The organism is Calothrix anomala FACHB-343 (assembly GCF_014696435.1).
In the GTDB taxonomy this organism is placed as follows: domain Bacteria; phylum Cyanobacteriota; class Cyanobacteriia; order Cyanobacteriales; family Nostocaceae; genus Aulosira; species Aulosira anomala_A.
On the sequence record NZ_JACJQG010000077.1, the window covers coordinates 18,123 to 40,147 of the forward strand.

Genomic DNA, 22,025 nt, shown 5'->3' on the forward strand with positions numbered 1-22,025 from the left:
AGGGTCTAGGAAATGGTTTCTTCCATTCGTAGGGGATGGCTCCTACAATCACGGATAAACCGATTTCAAGTTCACCAACTGCGAACTTGAAGCCATTCTTCTAAAGCAACGCTTCCATGTTCTAATTGGTTTGAGTTTGAAGGAATATACAGTTGTTGTTGATTTTTTGGCGATTCTAGAAATGATTGAATTAATGCGCCTAACAGCAATTCTCTGGCTTTATTTAGGCGACGAGATACCCAAGCTTGAGGCCGATCAAATTGTTTAGCAATTTCAGTTTGGGTGAGGTTTTGTTTGTAGTACATTTGCAGTATTTGCTGTAACTCAGGAGCCAGTTCTCTCAAAGCTGCTAGTAACACATTATGTATTTGGCTGATTTGATTTTGGCGATCGCGTTTTTCATCTTCAGCTATCAGTTCAGCTAGCAGCGACTCACAAGCCAATTGCGGTAAATCCCAACTTCCGGTTGACTCATTTCCTGGCTTGGGTACATCCAGAGAATCGACTGGCGGATAAAGATATTTACGCACCCAAGTTGCAGCATTTGTCAACCACTTTTGGATAGTTTCTACCTTAAGTTCTGTACCCGGAGATAGTAATTGGCTTGAACGTTCAGTGTTGTAAAGATTAGCGATCGCTTCCCATAATTTTTGGTCTGGTTCTGGTAATCTCTGGGTACCACCAATTTGAGTCTGCACGTATAACGCTTTAAAGCACATCCAAGCCAATTTATACCGAGCCACTTCATCCGGAGATAGTCCAACATTTTGTAAAGCTGCTACCAGGCGTTTTTTACCCACTTTGCGTAACAAAGCCCAGTTTGTACAGATATCAGCGTCTTGACGTTGGCGCAATATATCTTTGAGCAAACTGGGAAACACCATCATGGCATAGGCTTTTAAATTGGAGTTTTTTTCGGGGTCGAACTTTGTTAAAATTTTGTTGACTTCTGCGATCGCCATTTGAAAGTAGTCAGCTAACCCATATTGATTACTCGTATATCTGTTGATTGTATATTTTGCTGCGTAATAACAAGGTTCTTGTAAGTAAGCTGACAAATGCTTCGCTGCCAAAACTGTATATTCTCTATGCCAAATTTTATACCAATATATTGCCCAAAAATTTTCTGATGCAGGTGCGTCGGTAAATTGCTTGAGACAATTTTCGATACTGCGACGCAGTTTTATATCCGTCACCCATTGACCGCTACTGTCGTTATTGAACTGAGCGAAAGTAGAAAACATTTCGGTGATTTCTAAACGAGAGCGCATATATTAAGAAAATAGAACTACTTTAAAGGGGATTTGATAGAGATAAATATCTGTTTTTTCAACTTTATCTCGATTTGCGCCTTTTTTTACAGTAAAGCTGTTTTTTTACTTAAATCGAACAGCGATCGCTTCAATTTGCGGATGGCGAGTCCGAAATTCGCCCAAAAATATTCCATCTTTGCATAAGCCATAGCTCGCTTAAACGTAGGGATACGGACACTGCAAAGCACTACAGCAAATCCACTGGGTATTTTGAATTTTAAATTCCTTGGAGGGGTTGACATTGTGGACTAGTACATTTAACCTAGTAGTTAATTAACTGCGCGGTTAAATACTTCCAATCTAAATGTCCACCGATCAATTGAGCGTCACCTTTGCCGCCCTTGCCGATCCGACTCGGCGGGCAATCCTGGCTCATCTTGCTAAGGGCGAAGCATCGGTAACTGAGCTAGCCCAACCCTTTGAGATGAGCCTACCTGCCATTTCTAAACACCTCAAAGTGCTGGAACGTGCGGGATTAATCGCACGGGGTCGAGAGGCTCAGTGGCGACCCTGCCGACTAGAGGCACAAGCGCTCAAGGATGCAGCAGATTGGATTGAGCAATATCGCCAATTCTGGGAACAGAATTTGGATCGTCTAGACGAGTATTTACAACAATTGCAAGCAGAGGACAACAAACGCGATCGCGAATCATAAACTGCGTTCCCTTCTTCAGGAGAAACAAGATGTTGAAACAAAATGACTCCACATCCACTCAGTCCGAACGCGAGATTATCATTACCCGTATCTTCAATGCGCCGCGAGAACTTGTATTTCAGGCATGGACAGACCCAAAACACATTGTCCAATGGTGGGGGCCAAAAGGCTTTACAACTCGTGTAACTGAACTAGATTTGCGTCCAGGCGGTCAATCGCGGTATGTCATGGTTGGCCCCGATGGCACAGAGTACCCGGTCAAAGGTGTTTTCTTTGAAATCGTGCCTCCTGAACGGATTGTCAGCAGCGATGAATTTGATGAAGGCTTTGAAAAAGTCATCAACGCAGATTTGCCGCAGGGAATCGTCATGACAGTGATGTTTGAAGATTTGGAAGGCAAGACTAAACTAACTCTGCAAATTCGTCATGCAACCGAAAGCGATCGCCGCAAGCACGAACAGATGGGTGTGGTTGCTGGGTGGAATTCCAGTTTTGATTGTCTCGACGAATTCTTGGCCAAGCAAGTTAAAAAGCAGCAGAATGGTTTTGCTGTCACGTTGCCATCAGATACGGAAATCCTGATTACTCGCATATTTAATGCCCCACGCAGACTTGTATTTGAGGCATGGACTCAGCCCGAACATGTTAAGCGCTGGTTTGGGGGTTGTAGCAGTATGACAATGACTGTTTGTGAAATCGACCTGCGCGTGGGAGGTGCTTGGCGCTATGTCTTGCAAGACTCCAAGAACAGCACTGAACACGCATTTTCAGGAGAATATCGTGAGATTGTGCCGCCAGAAAGATTGGTAACTACTGAAATATATGAACCTGTTCCCAATAGCGACCATGTCAATATTCTCACCCTGACTGAGCTTGAGGGAAAAACAACTCTCCATATATACATCCAACACCAGTCAACAGAACAACGCGATGGACATCTCCAATCTGGTATGGAAGAGGGACTGAGCGAAACTCTCAACCGTCTCGAAGAACTCCTGAAATCCATAGGATGACAATGCTACAAGGGATAGCATTTTGAACAACCCTGCTGCATGAGTTTTCCCGCGATCGCTGTAGGCATAAAACCTAGCTAGGGAAATATAAAAGAATGTGACAGATAGGTAAGGGCACAAGTATTGCTGTACCCTTACCCATAATTTATGTGTCGCGAACAGCACTGAATTTTTACGGAATCTGCGGTTCGATTTTAATTGCTAAACCGCAAATTGATTCCAGGAACCGAAATGCGCGATCGCTTTCTACAGTCAGTTGTGTTCAAATGACGAAGTTAATAACTCGACCGGGAACGTAAACCACACGCTGAACCTCCTGATTTTTGAGATACCATTGAACTGCTTTTGTTTGTTTGGCGATCGCCATCGCTTCCTGCTGTGAAGCCTCCGGTGAAACGGTAATTGTAGTACGAGTACGTCCATTAATTTGTACTGCGACTGTTACCTGTTCGATAATCAACAATTCTGGCTCGAACTGGGGAAAAGTCTGCTGATGAATCGAGCCTGATTCACCTAATTGCTGCCAGAGTTCTTCCGTCACATGGGGTGCAAAGGGAGCCAACATCAACAGATATGACTTCAATTCCACCTCTGCAATACTCGACTTTGACTGCAACACATTGAAATAACTCATCAAAGCAGCGATCGCTGTATTGTATTTCAGCGATTGCATATCCTCAGAAATCTTGTGGATTGTTTGATGTAAACGTCGCTGTGATGCCAAATCTGGTGGATTTGGTTGCAAACTAGTTTTGTGTTTGCTCACCCATTGATACACTCGATCCAAGAATCGCCGCATACCAGCAATCCCGCGATCGCAAAAATCGCCACCTTGGTCGTATGGCCCCAAAAACATCAAGTAAGTCCGCAATGTATCTGCACCATATTCCTCAATGTAGCCATCGGGATTCACCACATTGCCCTTGGATTTGCTCATTTTGGCACCCTGCTTAGTCAGCAATCCGTGGGCGCGGAATCGCTCAAAGGGTTCCTCAAAAGGGATATGCCCCAAATCATGCAACACCATTGTGATGAATCGACTGTACAACAGATGCAGCACAGAATGTTCTGCGCCACCAATATACATATCCACAGGTAACCATTTAGCTGTAATTGCTCCATCAAATGGAACATCAGAGCGATCGCTTGATGGATAGCGCAAAAAATACCAGGCAGAATCCAAAAAGTTATCAGACACATCCGTTTCTCGTCGTGCTGCACCACCACAGCCAGGACAGATTGTATTGACGAATTCTGGAATGTCTGCCAAAGGTGAATTCCCAGTTCCTTGAGGCAACCAATTCTCAGTTTCTGGTAACTGCACTGGCAATTGCTCCTCCGGAACGGGCACTGTACCGCAGCGGGAGCAGTAAATAATCGGAATCGGCGGGCCCCAATAGCGTTGTCGTGAAATTAACCAATCTCGCAAGTGATACTGCACTGTGCCATCTATTTCGTCACGCCCAATCCAGTTGCGTTGAGCCGTTTTGACTTTTTCTGACCAGTCCAATCGCTCCAAATTGTCTAACAACCTTTGAGCATACTGAGTGATTTTGAAAAACCACTGTTCCAATTCTCGTTGTATGACAATGGTATTGCAGCGTTCGCATTCGCCCCCTATCACCTGCTCATCAGCAAGTACTGTCTTGCATGAAGGACACCAATTCACTGCCGCTTTTTTGCGAACGGCTAACCCAGCTTTGAACAACTGCAAGAAAATCCACTGCGTCCATTTATAATACGCGGGCTCGGTAGTCTGAATTTCGTGATTCCAACAGAAACGATTGCCAATTCTTTGCAACTGCGTTTCTCGAAATCGCTTCACATTACGCGCCGTCAATTCACGGGGATGAACGCCTTGCTTAATGGCAAAATTTTCGCTGTGAATACCAAAAGCATCAAAGCCCATTGGCTCAAATACCGCTTTGCCTTGCATCGCCATGAAACGACCGTATATGTCTGCTCCGGTAAAAGCATAGACATTCCCAACGTGCAAACCCTCTGCTGAGGGATAGGGGAACATCATCAAATTGTAAAAAGGTTGAGCAGTTGTTGCTAAATCGACCTCATGCAGTTGGGTTTGCTGCCAGATGGATTGCCATCGAGCTTCGATTGCACGGTGATCGTAAGTAAAAGAAGGTGGAATAGAGTTGATCGGATCTCTTTGATCCGGCTTTATAGGTCTCAGTCGTGCATCATAAAATTCTCAATGTCTACCTGTAATATAATTGTAATACACTCAATAGAGTTTGTTGCCAAATTCTAACTAGGGAAGTACTCCCATTTTCGATTCCTGAGATTGGCTACAATGAAAATTTAGATATTACGGAAAGTCAGCGGGAAAAGCCACTCCATCTAGATTCGTTAACTGCTGACACTCTATGCGCTGTAGCTAGACGGAGGAAAATGGCTAAGAATCCTATAGAAATTAGAACCAAGAAATATTTCCACCTTAGTTCACAAATTGCTCAGTTAGATAATGCACAATTGCTTTCTTTGTTTAACAATAGTGAATCGAATGATTCAAGTACAGGTTGGGGGAGAAATTACACCATAACTCTGGAAGAATACCAGGTTTTTGTGAAACTTGTTCCTGTGACGGACATCGAATTTGACAACCTCTTTTCTACCAAAAACCTCTATAACTTACCGACTTACTGTAATTACGGCTTAGGTTCCACTGGTTTTGGAGTCTTCCGGGAACTCGTAACCCATATCAAGACAACTAACTGGGTATTAGCAGGTGAAATTGCCACTTTCCCCTTGATGTACCATTATCGGATTATTCCCTTCTCTGGGCAGCGTACTGATGTTGATAGAGAGCATTACAAAAGTTACATAGAATACTGGGGTAATAGTGAGAACGCCGGGAAATATTTATTAGATAGAGCAAATGCCAACTATGAATTAGTTCTGTTCCTAGAATACATTCCCCATATTTTGGAAACATGGCTACTCTTAAACCCCGACAAACTTCAGCAACCCTTGGATGAGTTACGCACAACGATTGACTTTTTGAGAATGAAGGAAATCATCCACTTTGACGCACATTTTCGTAATGTTCTCACTGATGGCGAGCAGATTTATTTAAGCGATTTTGGCTTGGTACTGGACAAAAGTTTTGCATTAACAACAGAAGAAAAATCTTTTTTTGAGCGGAACAAATTTTACGATTACGGCGAAGTTATGCGAAATCTGGGTCTTTTGATTCGCGCACCTTATGATTCATGTTCAGAAAACGACCAACGCAGAATCAGAGAAAAATATAGCATTCAAGAAAGTTTAAAACCTTATGAACAGCGCTCAATATTACTCGACAACATCGAACAAATATATGCTGACGGCGATATTAAGTTAAATGATTTCTACGTTGCCAGCATTGTTAAATACCGTAGCATCATTACGCTCATGCAAAACTTCTTTGCTGCCATGTGGGATAACAAAAACAAGGATACGAAATTTCCACACGCAGAACTAGAGCGGCTGCTCAAAGAGACAGGATTTATTCGTAGCGCTTAATAACACGGCAGATAGTTCTCTTTTAATATTATTAATTGGTGCGGTACGCGTATTTTTGAGAACTTTAATTTTGACTTTGCAAATATTCTGCATATTCAATCTTGAATTCGTGTGCATTCTTGAAATCAGTAGAAAACTGCGAAAGCACTTCTACAACAGCATCTGTATCAGTTTGGGCTAAAGCGATAATTCCGGGCTGTTGAGGGATGCGAAACTGGTTGTGGTCGTGAAAAGTAATTGTGACAATTGTTCCTAGCGAATCTCCTTCTCTTGACTTGATAGTACTCCACATCCAACGCTGTTGATTTGTTTCTTCACGATTACCACCAGCGTGGAAACGCATACCCAAAAACTCCATCCCCTTGTGGGTGGAGTTTTTCATTTCTAAGTTCTGATAGCGGACACAATATTATTTTGATGCTGCAACTAGTGTGAGGAGAGAAGTCTCAGACCCAGCACGCCTGCGATAATTAAGCCAATGCAGAAAAAGCGCCTGAATTCAGCAGATTCTCCCAACAGAATTACACCTAGCAAAGCAGTACCTGCTGCTCCTATACCAGTCCAGACTGCATAGGCAGTACCTACTGGTAGTGTGCGGAGTGCTATTGACAGGAAAACAAAACTCACTACCATGCAACTAACAGTAGCGATGCTAGGAACAAGCTTGGTAAATCCTTGTGTATACTTCAGACCAATTGCCCATCCCATCTCCAGTAAACCAGCTATCAGCAGGTAAATCCAAGCCATCGTTTTCTCCTCTACTGTTTGCATGCGATCGCTCTTGTGCAACCCTAATAGTAATCATCAGCACATTTTTCATTTACAGAGAAAAAGCATCCAAATAGTAGGATTGTACTGTAAAGCGAAAAAAGTATGAACTACCTTTGGTATTTTGCGCTCTACAGCCACTTGATATTTATCTCTCAAAAGGCATAACTCTTAAACAGGTCTTCAGTAGGAATATCAAATTGTCCACCAATTTCTCAAAGCATCTGCTTTGGTGTTACCAATTCTATAAAAGCTACAAGACAACCATCACCCTGTAGTTGTTACACTACCTAGCCAAAACAGATTACCACTACTATCCTCACCAGCTATGAGGATAGAACTGAAGTTTTACCAGATAATTGAAGTGTAATCACCTGAAAAATTAGCAAATGATACTTATGTCGGAAATTGAAGACTTGGGAGTTACTGTAGAAGAGTATTTAGATGGATTAACAGCAGGGATTGATATTTTAGAATTGAAGCGCTTAGAAGCAAGGGGAATTCCTACCCATTTAGCTTTAGAAGTTATGACTATTACACCAAAGGTAATTGATGGCACAGCAACCCCTGAAGAAATTGTCAGGGGAATCATGATTTTGACACCATCCCTGAGACAACAGCTTGAATAATGAGAGAGAATTACCAATATTGGTTAACTTTGGATTGTCATCTTATATCAGTGCTTATTTTATCTGTATGATGCAAGATTTAGAGATACTTGACATTGTAGATGAAAATGATTGCGTTATCGCACAAAAGAAACGCTCAGAAATATATAGTCAAGGGTTGTGCAATTTTAGAGTTGTCAATGCTTTTGTCGTTAATTCACTAGGACAACTTTGGATACCTCGCCGTTCTGCACAAAAACGGATTTTTCCCCTTTGTCTTGATGTCAGTATGGGTGGTCATGTGGAAAGTGGAGAAACTTACGAAGATGCTCTGCAACGTGAACTCAAAGAAGAATTAAACCTAGATTTAAACATGCTTAATCCGCAGTTATTGGGTTATTTAACACCACATGAATATCAAGTTTCTGCTTTTATGAAAGTTTATGAAATCACATTAGATTATGAACCAGATTACAATCAGAATGATTTTATTGAAAGTTTTTGGTTATCTCCTTCTGATTTAATAGAATGGTTAAATAAAGGTGAACCTGCAAAAAGTGACTTGAGCAAACTTGTGCAGATATTTTATGCAAATTAAACTCGACTCTTGAGGACTAAAATTCAAGCAAGGAAAAATAGCGTATGTAGGCGATACCTGCAGTGGGCTACGCCTACGCTCCTGTTGCATTTACTAGTTGTTTGGAGATAGCATGAGGTAAAGTGGTAGCGAAAGTAGTTTAATTGGTAGTTGTCCATAGGTAAACATTTATCGCAGGTATCGCACTCCATCCTTTAGCAACATAAAACCCTAGAGGAAAATTTAAATATGTCAAAGAAAGAAAGAAGATTTAAGGCAGTTAGTTCTCTTGATGATGTGGAAATTATTATTCAGGAGCCATGTCAGGTTCGTTGGGCAGATATGGAAGGTGATAATGATGTGAGAAAATGTCATTATTGTCAATTAAATGTTTACAACTTTTTAAGCAAGTCTCCTCATGAAATTCTCAATTTAATTAATCTCCATGAAGGCAAACTTTGCGCTCAGTTTTTTGCTCGTTATGATGGGACAATGACGATGGAATCATGCCAAGAAAAACAAAAAAATAATGGGATTGCTAGAGGTAAAATTCGGGTGATAAGGAGATTATAATAATAATTGCTTAAATGGAGATTGCCGATAAAAATAATATAAATAATCTTTATTCTGACAATGTGTATTGAAAACTATTTAATAACTGAGTATTTTTATAAACAGCAATTATAACTATTGGGAAGTGCGATAAATAATTGCTATACTGGGAGAAAATTTTTGCTGGATTGTTCTTAATCGTAAATTTTTCTTAGAGGAAATAGAGGATAGATGCGATCGCACATTTACGGATTAGTTATCTGGGAAATTGGGCGCAGGGGCGATCGCTGAAATGAGAATTCGGTTTTTTTAACTTTATGCTTTTAATAGATGTTGTAGCGATCGCTTTAGCTGCTTTTATCCTTACCCGTTGATATAACCAAGTGTGTAAGCTCTCAGTTAACTGCTATCTTAAATAAAAAACTTGCATTCTTGCAAGAATGCACCTGTTTCAGACAAATATTTTCAACCCAATAACTACAGGGATCGCAGGCATGACAAAACTAGAGGGGAAAGTCGCAGTTGTTACAGGTGCGTCTAAAGGCATCGGTGCGTCGATTGCCAAACACCTGGCAGCTGAAGGTGCAGCAGTGGTTGTCAATTACGCCTCTAGCAAACAAGGGGCTGATCGCGTAGTGGATGAGATTATTAGCGCCGGTGGAAAGGCGATCTCAGTTCAGGCAAATGTTGCCAAAAAAGCAGAGATTGAACATCTGTTTACAGAAACACAGCAAGCATTCGGCAGGGTTGATATTTTGGTCAACAATGCGGGAATTTATGAATTTTCCCCAATCGAAGACATCACCGAAGCGCACTTCCATCAGCAATTCGATATCAATGTTCTGGGATTGATCCTCACCTCGCAACAAGCCGTAAAACACTTCGACTCGGCAGGCGGCAGCATTATCAATATCAGTTCCATTGTCAGCACCCTCGCGCCCCCGAATGCTTCAATCTATAGCGCTACCAAAGCAGCTGTTGATGTCATCACGAAGTCCCTAGCTAAAGAGTTAGGCCCCCGCCGCATCCGTGTCAACTCCATCAATCCTGGCATGGTGGAAACAGAAGGTACGCACACAGCAGGAATTACCGAAAGCGAAGGTCGCCAACAAATTGAAGCGCAAACACCACTAGGTCGCATTGGACAGCCACAGGACATCGCCCCTGCTGTTGTCTTCCTTGCTTCCTCTGATTCCGCCTGGATTACTGGCGAAACGCTGTACATCAGCGGTGGGCTTCGCTAGCTTGAGATGCCTTGACCTCCTCCCCCGCTACATTGCTCCGCGATCGCACACAATTTGAGACAGGCTACCGTATTTCATTGTTGCAAATGCACAGTTTTCCGGGAGCAAAGTCGTTGTGGGTTGAAGTAATGACCAAAGAGGCAGGGGAGCAGGGAGCAGGGGGGAAAGTTGAGTAAATTCCACTGCCAAAAGGGATACAGAGCAACTAAATTTATTTATGAAAAAAGAAAAAATATGTATTTCGAGACACGTAGTGCAAGAAATACTGCGTCTTTATTTCAGAGCCACCGGAATTTATGTATGGGGTTCTCCCCTCTGCCCCCTGCCCCCTGCCCCTTGTCCTCTTCGTTGACGAATCAAAATAAGCGATCGCATCTCTTGCGCTGACTGCGAACAAGCTTCCTAGAACTGGAAGGGTACAATTGTGAGGATGCACCAAACACCCGAACTTTCTGGGATCAGCTGAAGCAAACGAGTGCAGGAATGGAAGTTGCGATCGCCCTAAATAACCAACCAGCCAGGGCGAATTGCAACTCATTGAATAACGCAAAAGACAGATAAAATCTATCTGTCTTCAACAAGCGTGCGTATCTTTTCAGCAATTGCGATCAACCCACCATTTGCTAAATGCGTAGGCGTAGCCAGCCTTAGGCATCGCACGTAACAGAAATTTTCTGCCGACAAACTAATCTAAAATCAGTCAACGCTTCAGGACAGACAGAATGTCAGAGAAAGATAAAGATATTTGGCAGAGTATTCGAGAAAAAGCGATCGCTTACGGAAGAGAAATGGTTCGCAAACAAACAGATATATCTCTCCCTCCTTTAAATACAACTGTTTCCACAAATCGTAGGCAAATTACCTTAAATTCGGTATCAGATAACGACTCCCAAAAATCGGCTTGAGCAAAAGACTTCAACATGAGATAATCTTCTTCCGTCGTGGTATGAAGAGCGTTTTTTTGTTGCTCGTGATTTTTCAATTGCTGCTGCAAATCGGTAATAGCTAAATCAATAGCAGGGTTTCGGGGTAAAGTTTGGAGTGTTTGCAGTTGGTGAGTCAGGGTAATAACTGTTTCATCAGTTTTTACTTGCTTTTGCGTCCTGCTGTTTACCTCCCTAACCACATCCTGAGCATGTTGTGAGAGAACCGTGATTACCTTTTTTTTAACTATCGATTTTGCGATTATTTTTCCGTTTGGACAAGCAGTTTTACCTAGCCGCTTGTACTGGGAGCATTGAAACTGTTTCCCCGCCTTGGTTTTTGTCATTGCGCGTCCACAAACGCCACATTTGAATATTCCAGCAAGAATGTGTGGTTTAAACTTAGCTGGGTCTTTTTTATTGACGTGAGCAGTTATTTTTGCTAAATCCTCATACTCTTGCTCGGATATTAACGCCTCATGGGTTCCGTAATGCCGTTCAATTTCTCCTGATTTGAGCTTATAAAATGTGTGCCCTCGCAGCGCCGGGTTATGTAACCAATTCCGGATGCTAGAAGGGTACATTTTGATTGCAAAACTTTCGAGAAGCCAACGAGAAATAGAACCGTAGGAATTAGTGTAAAGCCTGTGAATAATTTCTTTGGCAATCAACCAGTTAGAAGGATGAGGAATGCACTTAGTATTTTCGTCCTTTGTGTAGCCAAATGGCGGACTCCCAAAGTATTTGAGATTGGAGCGGTAGTAATCAGTTCCGTGGGAGATACGTTCAGATAATAAGCGACTCTCAAACTCTGCCAACCCAGCAATATTATTAATAGTTAGCCACCCGAAAGCAGAATTTGTATCGCCTAAAGGAGAATCAAGGATAGTTAACTTAACCCCCGTTTGTTGGAGTAATTCTAATGTTTTATGAATGCTAATTACGTTACGCCCAAGTCGATCTAGTCGCGTCACAATTATTTCTGTTGCTACCCCATTCTTGGCTAGGGAAATTATTTGGTTAAAGTTTTTCCTGGTGTCCTTTCTACCAGATTCGATATCATATAAGACTTTCTCAGATCCAGCTTTTTCCAGGCGGCTGATTTGTTGGTCAAGTGCTTCTGTATCTGCTTGCTGACGAGTTGAAACACGGGCATAGCCTATACGCATTTTGGGGTTTTGGGGTTTTGATCGGGTTGAAAATCATAGTACCACATCGTATTTAAAACACAAACAATCATGGGGGTTCCCAAAGAATTACCACCAGGAGTCAAACCCAAAGACTATGCCTTACTCACGATGGTAGCCAAAGACATAGCACCATCTTGGGCAGACGAAGATATTTTCACGATTTAGTCAATAGTCCAAAGTCAAAAGTCCACAGTCAAGCGACTATTGACTATTGACCATTGACCATTGACCCTTGACTATTGACAAAGGACAAATGACAAATGACAATTCAAACATTAGATATATCGCCTGTCGGTAGAGTCGAGGGCGATTTAGATGTCCGGGTAGACATAGAGGATGGGTATGTAGTCAATGCTTGGACTCATGCGGAACTTTTCCGGGGATTTGAAGTGATCCTACGCGGTAAAGACCCCCAAGCAGGATTAATCGTCACACCTCGGATCTGTGGTATCTGCGGTGGTTCCCACTTGACTTGTGCATCATGGGCATTAGATACCGCATGGGGTACAGAAGTCCCGCGCAATGCGATTTTGGCAAGGAATTTAGGGCAAATTGTCGAAACAATTCAAAGTATCCCTCGCCATTTTTACGCTCTATATGCTATTGACTTAACCCATAGAAAGTATCGCAGCAGTCGCTTCTATGAAGAAGCCACTAGACGCTTTGGGGCGTTTACTGGCACATCTTACGAACTTGGCGTGACTATTGCCGCTAAACCTGTAGAAATTTATGCATTATTGGGCGGTCAATGGCCCCACAGCAGTTATATGGAAATAAATTGGAGAATTGCTTATATAGTCAGGATTTGCCAAGATAGGTGTAATCATTCCCTGGCTTTTCCTTAAATTAGGCTATCAGCTACGCCATAAGTAAAGATCGCCAGCAGCAAATCAATTTATTTTTCTCTGCTAAAAGTTATTTAATCTTCTTCAGATATTACCTAATTTTTCCCTATTCCTAGATTAGCGATGTCTAGCGACAAGCCGTACTCTCCGAGAAGCCTCGCGCCGCTCGTCTACCGCGTCTACGCAGTTAAGGCAGTCCAAAAGAATTAGTTACAGCACATTACCAGTTAGTGAGGTACAGATTATCGTTGATTGTAGGGGCACTGGCACTGCCATGCCCCGAAGCGCGTACCTCATTGACCTGAAATATGCTGTAAGTATAATTATTTTCTTTACCTTGAAGTAAAAAGCCGGATTTTTCTCAATATAAATACGTAAATACTATTATTTTAGTCTCAATATCGACAGTATAATTTAAGTATACAAGTATTAATTACTTTGTTTGTCAATTAAGCGATCGCTTTTCTCAAATCCCAATATATCAAGCATCATAACCACTTCCTTTGAAAATTATACGGAAATCAGTTAGCCCTTCCTGCCTCGCCCCAACCCAAAAATCGTCTAAACTCAAAGTGTCCGCTAACTGCCAAAATCCCATGTCTCGCTGGTTCAACATTGCAGGCCCTTGTCAAGCCGATATCCACTACATGCTATCTGCAACAACACGATTACCAGATTTGGAAGAGCTAATCCAACAGCGTAGTTATTTTGTGGTTCATGCACCGCGACAAACGGGGAAAACCACAGCAATGTTAGCTCTAGCACAGCAACTTACCGCAACTGGACGTTATGCAGCAGTAATGGTATCGGTAGAGGTGGGAAGCGCATTTAATCATGACCCCAGTGCAGCAGAATTAGCGATTTTGGGAACTTGGTACGATACAATTGCGATTCGATTACCCAATGAATTGCAACCACCAGTTCTCACACAAGGGCAAAAAGAAGAACCAGGACGCAGAATCAGGTCTTTTTTCCAAGCTTGGGCACAGTCTTGCCCCCGACCTTTGGTAGTATTTATTGATGAAATTGACTCCCTACAAGACCAAACACTAATTTCAGTTTTACGACAATTACGAGATGGTTTTCCCAATCGTCCAGAAAATTTCCCTTCATCCGTGGGATTAATTGGTTTGCGGGATGTCCGAGATTACAAAGTTGCATCCGGTGGTAGTAACAGATTAAATACATCCAGTCCTTTTAACATTAAAGTCAGTTCAATTACCCTGAGAAACTTTAACGCTACAGAGGTGCAAGAACTATATCAACAACATACAGAAGATACAGGACAAATTTTTACTCTAGAAGCCACAGCAACAGCCTTTGATTTGACTCAGGGACAACCTTGGTTAGTGAATGCGCTGGCTAAAGAAGTTGTAGAAAAAATGGTTAAAGATAGAAGTATTTCTATTACAAAAGAGCATATTTTACAAGCCAAGGAAATATTAATTGCCCGTCAAGATACTCATCTTGATTCTTTAGCCGAACGCCTACGTGAACCAAGAATAAAAGCGATTCTCGAACCGATGTTAGCAGGTTTGGAATTGGGGGATATACCCAATGATGATATTCAATTTGTGATTGATTTGGGGTTGTGTAAAATGCATCCCCAGGGTGGATTAACCATTGCTAATCCCATTTATCGCGAAGTTTTACCCAGGGTATTAACGGTGACACCAATGGCATCTCTACCAATGATTGCACCGACTTGGTTAACCCCAGAAGGGGAGTTAAATATAGATGCATTGCTAGCAGCATTTCTCAAGTTTTGGCGACAGCATGGGGAACCGTTATTAGGTAGTACTGGATACCATGAAATCGCCCCTCACATTGTATTAATGGCTTTTTTGCATCGTGTTGTGAATGGTGGTGGAACCCTAGAGAGGGAATATGCAATTGGTAGCGACAGAATGGATTTATGTCTGCGTTACAAAGATGTAACTTTAGGTATCGAGTTAAAGGTATGGCGGGATAAAAAGCGCGATCCCTTAACTGAGGGTATAGAGCAATTAGAATCCTATTTAGGGCGTTTGGGGTTGGATTTTGGTTGGTTATTTGTGTTTGATAGGCGGAAAAATGCCCTACCAATGGAAGAACGTTTATCGACTGAGGTTGTATTGACACAAAATCAACGTGCGATTACTGTGATTCGGGCGTGAGTATTTTAACAGGAAATAGCTAGGCGATCGCTTTTTTCAAAAATGTTTAACGGCAAATCTAACTCCTCTAGACTGCGATCGCACTTGCTTAAAGTCCACAATCTTGGTACGTTAAGAGGAATTTATCAGCAGATTCATCAGGAGTATTATGGGGAACTAACTTGAAAAAATAAAAGAAATTCATCTTGAAAGAATCTTATTGATTTCATTCACAACATCTTCAAAATTTGAGTTCTCGTGTATATCAATTGGCGGAATTAGAAAATCTCTCAGATGACCAATAAATTCACTTATCGTTCGTGTTATTTTTGAGTATAAGTCGATATCTTCTCTTATATTTGGTGCTAAATTGGCAAGTTTAACAGACTTCATCGCTTCGTCCACAGCCTCAAGTTTCTCTTCCCAAAATCTAATATACTCAATGATCTCAACTGGCTCATAAATCTTCGCATCTTCCAAAACAAGGGGGACAATTCTTTCTTTAAACCTTCCGTTTTCAATAAACTCAGTTAGCTCAAACATACAGTATCTAGATTTGAGATATTTATCACTTATGACTGTAACTACACATTTACCCTTTCCCAATCTTTGCATAAAGTTTTTTAATGAGTCTTTATACTCCAACTCTTCTGAATCACGAACAATATCAATATTTTTTTCCTTAAGAATTTTACATAGCTTATCTACAATTTCACCGCTAGCTCCTCCACGAGCGTAGCTAATACAGACCTCTTTTTGTGTAGTCATATGTCGGCACTCCAATGATAATATGTCCAAATCTCTTTCTTGTGCAGAGTTTATAATAACTAGTTTAAAGAAAAGGTCTTGAAGGTCAAATTTTTCAATTTCTTGAATAGCTTCCTTAAGCTTTTCAAAAGCCTCTGAACTATGCACAAACACAATATAATAACAAAATCTTACTTTTCCTTTCCTTAAATCTGAGGTCAGCTTCTTTAAAGCATCCTCATCAAAATTTACATTGCCAATAGTTTTAGCTATAAATAAAGCTTTTTCTTTATAAAGTGAGCATTTGAAGTCTACAGGATTTTTTCCGAGACCACTTTCACTTTTAAGTTTTACCTTGGATTGATAGCAATATTCACCAATTAGCTCTTCAACAAGATTTTTTACAATTAATTGGCTACGAAATCTAAGATTGTGTTCAGCTAAATTGTCTGTATCACTATCAACTTCGTGAATCTCCCATAAATGCTTGTATCCGTTGAATTGCTCATCTTCAACAAACTGTTTTAGTTTTAGAATCAATGAAATCAGAAACTCACGAAATTCCTCTGAGTTGGAATATGTTGAGCGTGGAAGGGGATTTTTGTCAACAAACTCTTTGATAGCTCTAGGAAGCTTGATAATATTCTTGGTATCTTTTTCAAAGTTATACTGGGTGTATGAATCTGGATGAGTTTCAACATCATTTATAAATTCATTCAAAATTTCTGGATCTTGTTCAATGTAGTTTAAAACATATCTTTTTACAGAAATGCTGCTGTCATCTTCTTTTTCCTCTTCTTCATTTTCTAAATCATATTTTTCAAGATCATCATGCAGTTCAGAGTTTAGTTTAGCTCTTAATTGTTCATTTTCTTTACTCTTGATAAAGCGATAAAATTGCTCAGAACTAATAGATGGTATTTCACGTAAAAAAGCCTTTGGAACTAAAAGTATAGGCTTGTTATTGAAAGGATTAAAAGGTAAGTAAAAGCCTTGATCATCCCACTCGTTACGTTCAAAGTCAAAATCATAATTTTTAACAGCGTTCCATTTAAGATGTTCATCTCTTATAGAAAGCCTCTTACAAATATCCCTCGTATAATGCACTAATTCTTTTTTGATCAGATTACCTGTTGCATCACTAATTTTATCTTTACCGATACCTGGAGTAAAAATTTCAATTTGTTCAAAATGCTTAGGAGGCGAACTAGATTGCTTTGAAAGGTTTATAAGAGCATCAGATAGTTTTATTGCAAAATCCTTACCCATACCTGCTCCACCAGTGGTGTGTTTAGAAAAACCCAAACACACTTCTTCTACTTCTGGAAAACGAAGTGTATCATATATTAATCTCTTATATTTTGACGGCAAATTTCCTGATTTTTTATTTTCTTCAGAAGGAACTTCACCAATTTTAGAAGCTACATCAAAAGCACATCTAAAAAAATTCATAAACTTCTGACGGCAATTACTAAAAAATGGATCTTTAGACTTAAAAACTTGGAATGGATCTATACATAAATGGGTATCTCTATCAAGACGAGGATTAAACCAGTCATCTTGTTCTGATGCCTCAATATTGTAAACTTCAGAGAAAAGAACGCTTTCTTGTTTCATAAAAGTTACTCAGGTAGTTCTAAAATTTCTTCTAGGTACTTTCTCGCTTTTGCAGCTTCAGGTAAAGCTTCTTTATAAGATGAAAGTGCTACAGCATAATCTCTAATAATCTTCAGGCTTTTTTTAATCTCATTAAAATCACTTTCAGGCAATAATCTCTCCTCAAACAATAAGTCCATATTTTTGTGTACTTCCAAAGATTGCTTATACAGATTTTGAGCTTTTTGCTTTGAATCAGAAAGCTTTGCAAGAGTTTCCACCGCAGTAAAAATTTCTTCTTTATTTTTTGGCATCAAAGTTTCTTCTTGAATTTCAACCAACTGTCTAGTGCTGAAACCATTAGGCATTTTCAATCTTAATGATTTGTCATTAACCAAACAAGCTAGTTCTTGAGCTGCTATATATCTTGCATCTCTTTCATTCTTGCTCTTTCTAGAAAACAAACGTTCTGGTTGATGCGGAGCAACATAGTAAGACATACAGCGATAAATTTTATTTTTTTAAATATAACCTCATTAAAAGTCATGCACAAGAAACACAGTCATCGATCACCTCACTCATGAACAAATACACATCGTACAGACTAAGCTGTCATGCATTTAAATTGGGTACTCCAATCTGCTGTCACAGTTCCAGCATAAGGATTTAGTGATTTAGCCTTAACCGATCTAAATGACGAACAGCTTACTCTTACCTCTATATCAATAACTTAAGCTACCTAACTATTTATTAGACGGAAAATTTCCGTTTATCCATCACACCAAACAATCCAGTGATATAAAGCATTACAGCTAATTTAGTCATAAAATTAAGAACTTTGGCGGATATCGTCAATATCCACATATTATACAGAAAATTCCCAGATAACTACTTAAATAGTGGTAGATAGCAAGAACTTTTCTGGCTATCATCTTTTTCCGAGTAATAGACGGAATGATTCGGTATATCTACCCGATGTTTAAACAAACAAAAATCCCCAATTAGCCCTTCCTGCCATCCCCAACCCGAAAATCGTCTAAACTCAAAGTGTCCGCCAACTGCCAAAATCCCATGTCTCGCTGGTTCAACATTGCAGGCCCTTGTCAAGCTGACAAAAACTATATGCTATCCCCTACCAGTCGTCTCCCCGACTGGGAAATTCTGATTCAACAAGAAAGTTATTTTGTTGTTCATGCACCGCGACAAACGGGGAAAACCACAGCAATGTTAGCTCTAGCGCAGCAACTAACCGCAACAGGACGTTATGCAGCAGTAATGGTATCGGTAGAGGTGGGAAGCGCATTTAATCATGACCCCAGTGCAGCAGAATTAGCGATTTTGGGAACTTGGTACGATACAATTGCAATCCGATTACCCAATGAATTGCAACCACCAGTTCTCACACAAGGGCAAAAAGAAGAACCAGGACGCAGAATTAGGACTTTTTTCCAGGCTTGGGCACAGTCTTGCCCCCGACCTTTGGTAGTATTTATTGATGAAATTGACTCTTTACAAGACCAAACACTAATTTCAGTTTTACGACAGTTAAGAGATGGTTTTCCCAATCGTCCAGAAAATTTCCCTTCATCCGTGGGATTAATTGGTTTACGCGATGTGCGAGATTACAAAGTTGCATCTGGTGGTAGTGACAGATTAAATACATCCAGTCCTTTTAACATTAAAGTCAGTTCCATCACCCTGAGAAACTTTAACGCTACAGAGGTGCAAGAACTATATCAACAACATACAGAAGATACAGGACAAATTTTTACTTTAGAAGCCGCAGCAACAGCGTTTGATTTAACTCAGGGACAACCTTGGTTAGTGAATGCGCTGGCTAAAGAAGTTGTGGAAAAAATGGTTAAAGATAGAAGTATTGCTATTACAAAAGAGCATATTTTACAAGCTAAGGAAATATTAATTGCTCGTCAAGATACTCATCTTGATTCTTTAGCTGAAAAACTCAGGGAGAAACGAGTTAAAGATATTATTGAACCCATTTTATCAGGACAAGCATTACCCGATACTCCAGCCGACGATCGCCAATATTTAATCGATTTAGGGTTATTGCGACGCGATCCTGCGGGGGGACTAGTTATTGCTAACCCAATTTATCGCGAAGTTATTCCCCGCGTTTTAGTGCAAGGAACCCAGGATAGTTTACCTCATATTAGTCCCAGTTGGTTAACCCCAAAAGGAGAGTTAAATATAGATGCATTGCTACAAGCATTTCTCAAGTTTTGGCGACAGCATGGGGAACCATTACTTGGTAGCGCTGTTTACCATGAAATCGCCCCCCACATCGTCTTAATGGCTTTCTTACATCGTGTTGTGAATGGTGGTGGAACCCTGGAGAGGGAATATGCAATTGGTAGTGACAGAATGGATTTATGTCTGCGTTACAAGGATGTAACTTTAGGTATCGAGTTAAAGGTATGGCGGGAGAAAAAGCGTGACCCCCTGACTGAGGGGATTGAGCAATTAGAATCTTATTTAGGGCGTTTGGGGTTGGATTTTGGTTGGTTATTTGTGTTTGACAGGCGTAAAAATGCCCTACCAATGGAAGAACGCTTATCGACTCAGGTTGTGCTGACGGAAAATCAGCGTCGGATTACTGTGATTCGGGCGTGAGTATTTTGATTGATTGATTTGTTTGTTTGGATATTGAGCGATCGCATTTCTCAAAGATGTTTAACAATGAAGTTAGACGGCTTATATTTATAACTGAGTTCGAGTGCATTGCAAAAGCTATTGAGGAGATTTAACAAAGCATTATAATAAGCGTAAGCATCGTCTCGTTCATCTTGGAGAAGGGCATATAAGGTTAGCTCTGGCTCTGGGGTTAAGCTATATTTAGGGATATCTAAACCTGCTTCAGTTAAGCGCGTTGCTGCGATCGCAACTAACAATGCCCCAATTGTATTGCACTCACCATTGTTAAGATCACTTAGTCCAGGTAAGATTATCTCAGATCCTGGCAACTCATTGAGATTCATAATTGATCCTCCTCCAGCTTATCTTCACAACGTTCAATTTACCTGAGCAGTGGAAGTGGCGATCGCACTTTGTTTGAATATTGAGCGATCGCTTTTCTCAAAGATGTTTAACGTTCCGGTTGAGCGGCAGCAAATCGACCACAACGATAGACGAGAAGACTCTCAACTGTCCGCTCCAACTGGATTGTTATGCAGTTTTTTGCGATCAACTTTCCATACATCTATCGACTTCAGCTTTGTGCGAAGCCGTTGGGTCGTTGTTGAAATTTCTGAACTTGTTTAATCAACAATCCTGTTTTACGGACAGCCATATCAGAGGCAATTCATTTCCGAGTCGTATTCTTAGTATCTGTTGATAGGTCATGCCAAGAGCATTCACCAGCTTCGTCTGATTCTTAAAATATCCTCTTAAGGTATAGTTAGCTGAAAGAATTGCTCATATGATTCTGATATAAATTCTTTCTTTTTTTCATCAAATACTTTGACTTCAAACTTAAGGCTATACTTACCTGGAATTGTACTTATTGCATTATAAGGTAAGAAGAGTGAAATACTTTGATTTGTTGAACCCGAAGTTAAATCTTTGCCAACAGCAACATTACCATCCATATCAGAATAATTCCTATTCTGAGTTTTGAGTGGTTTATCTGAGTTATCAGAAAAATATGCTATAATACGACATTTGCAATCTTTAAGAGCAGAACCTTGAACATAAAAATCAATTTTCATGCCATTCTGACCAGAATCATTGTCACCCTTAAATTTAATTGATTCAATAGTTACTTTTTCATTGAACAGTTGCTCCAATTGAGATTTAATTTGAGGAAATAAGTTGGTTACGTAGAGAACTCCCACGCCTATTACTATCACAGCCACTCCCAACGCTACGTAATTGTATCGATTTCTCCGATGCTTTGATTGTGGGAAGTGAGCATTCATAACCTCGTTTTCGATATCAGCTTCAGTTATTAAAAGTCTTCGTAAGTATTGATGTAATAACGGAAAGCCTATAATGAAAGTTGCCACGAGTAGAATACTCATTGATATAGATAGTAATACAAGAAACAACCATATGATAAATCTAAAAAGAATTCCCAATAGTGATTTTTGATTGCCGGAATTGGTATATAGGGCTTCATCATCGAAGATTTTTTCAAAAAGATATGATATGAATTCCAACATTTCTGCGATTAAATTAGATAAATCTTCAGCAAGAGCCTCTCCCATTTCCCGCATAATTCTCCAGTAAAATCGCACTTCTACGATGCACACTGTCAAAAGCGATCTTATAAGATTGAATAAGTTAGTTGAAATCCATTTAATTGAAACTACTAAATACAGAAA

At 40.4% G+C, this 22,025-nt stretch carries 18 protein-coding genes and 3 pseudogenes; 11 read left to right on the forward strand and 10 right to left on the reverse strand.

Annotated elements, in window-relative coordinates; translation table 11 throughout:
- Positions 1–71: 71 nt before the first annotated feature.
- Entirely contained in the window at positions 72–1,271 is a 1,200-nt protein-coding gene (locus H6G08_RS31005; protein ID WP_190550191.1) for a sigma-70 family RNA polymerase sigma factor, read from the reverse strand.
- A 346-nt stretch (positions 1,272–1,617) separates the two neighbouring features.
- Between H6G08_RS31005 and H6G08_RS31010 the strand changes: the two genes are divergently transcribed.
- Both H6G08_RS31010 and H6G08_RS31015 read left to right on the forward strand, forming a co-directional pair.
- Positions 1,618–1,968, forward strand: a complete 351-nt coding sequence (locus H6G08_RS31010) for an ArsR/SmtB family transcription factor (RefSeq protein WP_190550193.1) — start codon at positions 1,618–1,620, stop codon at positions 1,966–1,968.
- A gap of 29 nt (positions 1,969–1,997) precedes the next feature.
- Positions 1,998–2,981 carry an SRPBCC family protein gene (locus H6G08_RS31015; protein WP_190550195.1) on the forward strand — a complete coding sequence of 328 codons (984 nt, stop codon included), beginning with the start codon at positions 1,998–2,000 and terminating at the stop codon, positions 2,979–2,981.
- A 262-nt stretch (positions 2,982–3,243) separates the two neighbouring features.
- Here H6G08_RS31015 and H6G08_RS38830 read toward each other — a convergent pair whose 3' ends face one another.
- Both H6G08_RS38830 and H6G08_RS31020 read right to left on the reverse strand, forming a co-directional pair.
- Positions 3,244–3,780: a class I tRNA ligase family protein gene (locus H6G08_RS38830; RefSeq protein ID WP_422614294.1), complete on the reverse strand. Its 537-nt coding sequence runs from the start codon at positions 3,778–3,780 to the stop codon at positions 3,244–3,246.
- A 27-nt stretch (positions 3,781–3,807) separates the two neighbouring features.
- Positions 3,808–5,169: pseudogene (locus H6G08_RS31020) on the reverse strand (class I tRNA ligase family protein); the annotation flags it as partial.
- 218 nt (positions 5,170–5,387) lie between these two features.
- Here H6G08_RS31020 and H6G08_RS31025 point away from each other — a divergent pair.
- A complete protein-coding gene (locus H6G08_RS31025) occupies positions 5,388–6,500 on the forward strand; it encodes a protein kinase family protein (RefSeq protein WP_190550197.1) in 1,113 nt (370 codons plus the stop codon).
- A gap of 64 nt (positions 6,501–6,564) precedes the next feature.
- Here H6G08_RS31025 and H6G08_RS31030 read toward each other — a convergent pair whose 3' ends face one another.
- Together H6G08_RS31030 and sugE are read right to left on the reverse strand one after the other, a co-directional pair.
- Complete coding sequence (locus tag H6G08_RS31030; RefSeq protein WP_190550199.1) at positions 6,565–6,882, reverse strand: DUF6022 family protein; 318 nt, start codon at positions 6,880–6,882, stop codon at positions 6,565–6,567.
- A gap of 44 nt (positions 6,883–6,926) precedes the next feature.
- The gene (gene sugE / locus H6G08_RS31035; protein WP_190550235.1) at positions 6,927–7,247 is read right to left on the reverse strand and encodes a quaternary ammonium compound efflux SMR transporter SugE; all 321 of its coding nucleotides are present in this window, start codon (positions 7,245–7,247) and stop codon (positions 6,927–6,929) included.
- 419 nt (positions 7,248–7,666) lie between these two features.
- On the opposite strand from sugE, the gene H6G08_RS31040 reads away from it, so the two are divergent.
- The 4 genes from H6G08_RS31040 (at position 7,667) to H6G08_RS31055 (ending at position 10,249) form a co-directional block, all read left to right on the forward strand.
- Positions 7,667–7,897, forward strand: a complete 231-nt coding sequence (locus H6G08_RS31040; RefSeq protein WP_190550201.1) for a hypothetical protein — start codon at positions 7,667–7,669, stop codon at positions 7,895–7,897.
- The gene (locus H6G08_RS31045; protein WP_242046345.1) at positions 7,890–8,474 is read left to right on the forward strand and encodes an NUDIX hydrolase; all 585 of its coding nucleotides are present in this window, start codon (positions 7,890–7,892) and stop codon (positions 8,472–8,474) included. Before H6G08_RS31040 ends, H6G08_RS31045 begins: the two co-directional genes overlap by 8 nt.
- Positions 8,475–8,702: 228 nt before the next feature.
- Positions 8,703–9,026 carry a hypothetical protein gene (locus tag H6G08_RS31050; protein WP_190550203.1) on the forward strand — a complete coding sequence of 108 codons (324 nt, stop codon included), beginning with the start codon at positions 8,703–8,705 and terminating at the stop codon, positions 9,024–9,026.
- A 473-nt stretch (positions 9,027–9,499) separates the two neighbouring features.
- Complete coding sequence (locus H6G08_RS31055; RefSeq protein ID WP_190550205.1) at positions 9,500–10,249, forward strand: glucose 1-dehydrogenase; 750 nt, start codon at positions 9,500–9,502, stop codon at positions 10,247–10,249.
- Between the two features lie 775 nt (positions 10,250–11,024).
- On the opposite strand, the gene xisF is transcribed toward H6G08_RS31055, so the two are convergent.
- Positions 11,025–12,341 carry a fdxN element excision recombinase XisF gene (xisF, locus tag H6G08_RS31060; RefSeq protein ID WP_190550207.1) on the reverse strand — a complete coding sequence of 439 codons (1,317 nt, stop codon included), beginning with the start codon at positions 12,339–12,341 and terminating at the stop codon, positions 11,025–11,027.
- 48 nt (positions 12,342–12,389) lie between these two features.
- Between xisF and H6G08_RS31065 the strand changes: the two are divergent.
- From H6G08_RS31065 to H6G08_RS31075, 3 genes and pseudogenes are all read left to right on the forward strand, one after another.
- Positions 12,390–12,527 (forward strand): annotated as a pseudogene (locus tag H6G08_RS31065) (hydrogenase); the annotation flags it as partial.
- A gap of 95 nt (positions 12,528–12,622) precedes the next feature.
- Positions 12,623–13,132, forward strand: a pseudogene (locus H6G08_RS31070) (nickel-dependent hydrogenase large subunit); the annotation flags it as partial.
- A gap of 671 nt (positions 13,133–13,803) precedes the next feature.
- Complete coding sequence (locus H6G08_RS31075) at positions 13,804–15,363, forward strand: AAA-like domain-containing protein (protein ID WP_190550211.1); 1,560 nt, start codon at positions 13,804–13,806, stop codon at positions 15,361–15,363.
- Between the two features lie 180 nt (positions 15,364–15,543).
- Here the strand turns inward: H6G08_RS31075 and H6G08_RS31080 are convergent, their stop codons facing one another.
- Both H6G08_RS31080 and H6G08_RS31085 read right to left on the reverse strand, forming a co-directional pair.
- On the reverse strand, positions 15,544–17,706 hold the full coding sequence (locus H6G08_RS31080; protein WP_190550212.1) for a toll/interleukin-1 receptor domain-containing protein: 2,163 nt from the start codon (positions 17,704–17,706) through the stop codon (positions 15,544–15,546).
- Between the two features lie 5 nt (positions 17,707–17,711).
- Positions 17,712–18,185, reverse strand: a complete 474-nt coding sequence (locus H6G08_RS31085) for a hypothetical protein (protein ID WP_190550214.1) — start codon at positions 18,183–18,185, stop codon at positions 17,712–17,714.
- Positions 18,186–18,756: 571 nt separating this feature from the next.
- On the opposite strand from H6G08_RS31085, the gene H6G08_RS31090 reads away from it, so the two are divergent.
- Positions 18,757–20,316 (forward strand): AAA-like domain-containing protein, encoded by a 1,560-nt coding sequence (locus H6G08_RS31090; protein ID WP_190550216.1) that lies wholly within the window; start codon positions 18,757–18,759, stop codon positions 20,314–20,316.
- Positions 20,317–20,366: 50 nt separating this feature from the next.
- On the opposite strand, the gene H6G08_RS31095 is transcribed toward H6G08_RS31090, so the two are convergent.
- Positions 20,367–20,681 carry a hypothetical protein gene (locus H6G08_RS31095; RefSeq protein ID WP_190550218.1) on the reverse strand — a complete coding sequence of 105 codons (315 nt, stop codon included), beginning with the start codon at positions 20,679–20,681 and terminating at the stop codon, positions 20,367–20,369.
- A gap of 408 nt (positions 20,682–21,089) precedes the next feature.
- The gene (locus tag H6G08_RS31100) at positions 21,090–21,917 is read right to left on the reverse strand and encodes a hypothetical protein (RefSeq protein ID WP_190550220.1); all 828 of its coding nucleotides are present in this window, start codon (positions 21,915–21,917) and stop codon (positions 21,090–21,092) included.
- Between the last annotated feature and the right edge of the window lie 108 nt (positions 21,918–22,025).

Coding starts and splice junctions, on each gene's coding strand:
- H6G08_RS31075 (WP_190550211.1), top strand. CDS start 13,804: ATGTCTCGCTGGTTCAACATTGCAGGCCCTTGTCAAGCCGATATCCAC.
- H6G08_RS31010 (WP_190550193.1), top strand. CDS start 1,618: ATGTCCACCGATCAATTGAGCGTCACCTTTGCCGCCCTTGCCGATCCG.
- H6G08_RS31025 (WP_190550197.1), top strand. CDS start 5,388: ATGGCTAAGAATCCTATAGAAATTAGAACCAAGAAATATTTCCACCTT.
- H6G08_RS31100 (WP_190550220.1), bottom strand. CDS start 21,917: ATGCGGGAAATGGGAGAGGCTCTTGCTGAAGATTTATCTAATTTAATC.
- H6G08_RS31015 (WP_190550195.1), top strand. CDS start 1,998: ATGTTGAAACAAAATGACTCCACATCCACTCAGTCCGAACGCGAGATT.
- H6G08_RS31030 (WP_190550199.1), bottom strand. CDS start 6,882: ATGAAAAACTCCACCCACAAGGGGATGGAGTTTTTGGGTATGCGTTTC.
- H6G08_RS31090 (WP_190550216.1), top strand. CDS start 18,757: ATGTCTCGCTGGTTCAACATTGCAGGCCCTTGTCAAGCTGACAAAAAC.
- H6G08_RS31080 (WP_190550212.1), bottom strand. CDS start 17,706: ATGAAACAAGAAAGCGTTCTTTTCTCTGAAGTTTACAATATTGAGGCA.
- H6G08_RS31040 (WP_190550201.1), top strand. CDS start 7,667: ATGTCGGAAATTGAAGACTTGGGAGTTACTGTAGAAGAGTATTTAGAT.
- xisF (WP_190550207.1), bottom strand. CDS start 12,341: ATGCGTATAGGCTATGCCCGTGTTTCAACTCGTCAGCAAGCAGATACA.
- H6G08_RS31095 (WP_190550218.1), bottom strand. CDS start 20,681: ATGAATCTCAATGAGTTGCCAGGATCTGAGATAATCTTACCTGGACTA.
- H6G08_RS38830 (WP_422614294.1), bottom strand. CDS start 3,780: ATGCGGCGATTCTTGGATCGAGTGTATCAATGGGTGAGCAAACACAAA.
- sugE (WP_190550235.1), bottom strand. CDS start 7,247: ATGGCTTGGATTTACCTGCTGATAGCTGGTTTACTGGAGATGGGATGG.
- H6G08_RS31050 (WP_190550203.1), top strand. CDS start 8,703: ATGTCAAAGAAAGAAAGAAGATTTAAGGCAGTTAGTTCTCTTGATGAT.
- H6G08_RS31085 (WP_190550214.1), bottom strand. CDS start 18,185: ATGTCTTACTATGTTGCTCCGCATCAACCAGAACGTTTGTTTTCTAGA.
- H6G08_RS31055 (WP_190550205.1), top strand. CDS start 9,500: ATGACAAAACTAGAGGGGAAAGTCGCAGTTGTTACAGGTGCGTCTAAA.
- H6G08_RS31005 (WP_190550191.1), bottom strand. CDS start 1,271: ATGCGCTCTCGTTTAGAAATCACCGAAATGTTTTCTACTTTCGCTCAG.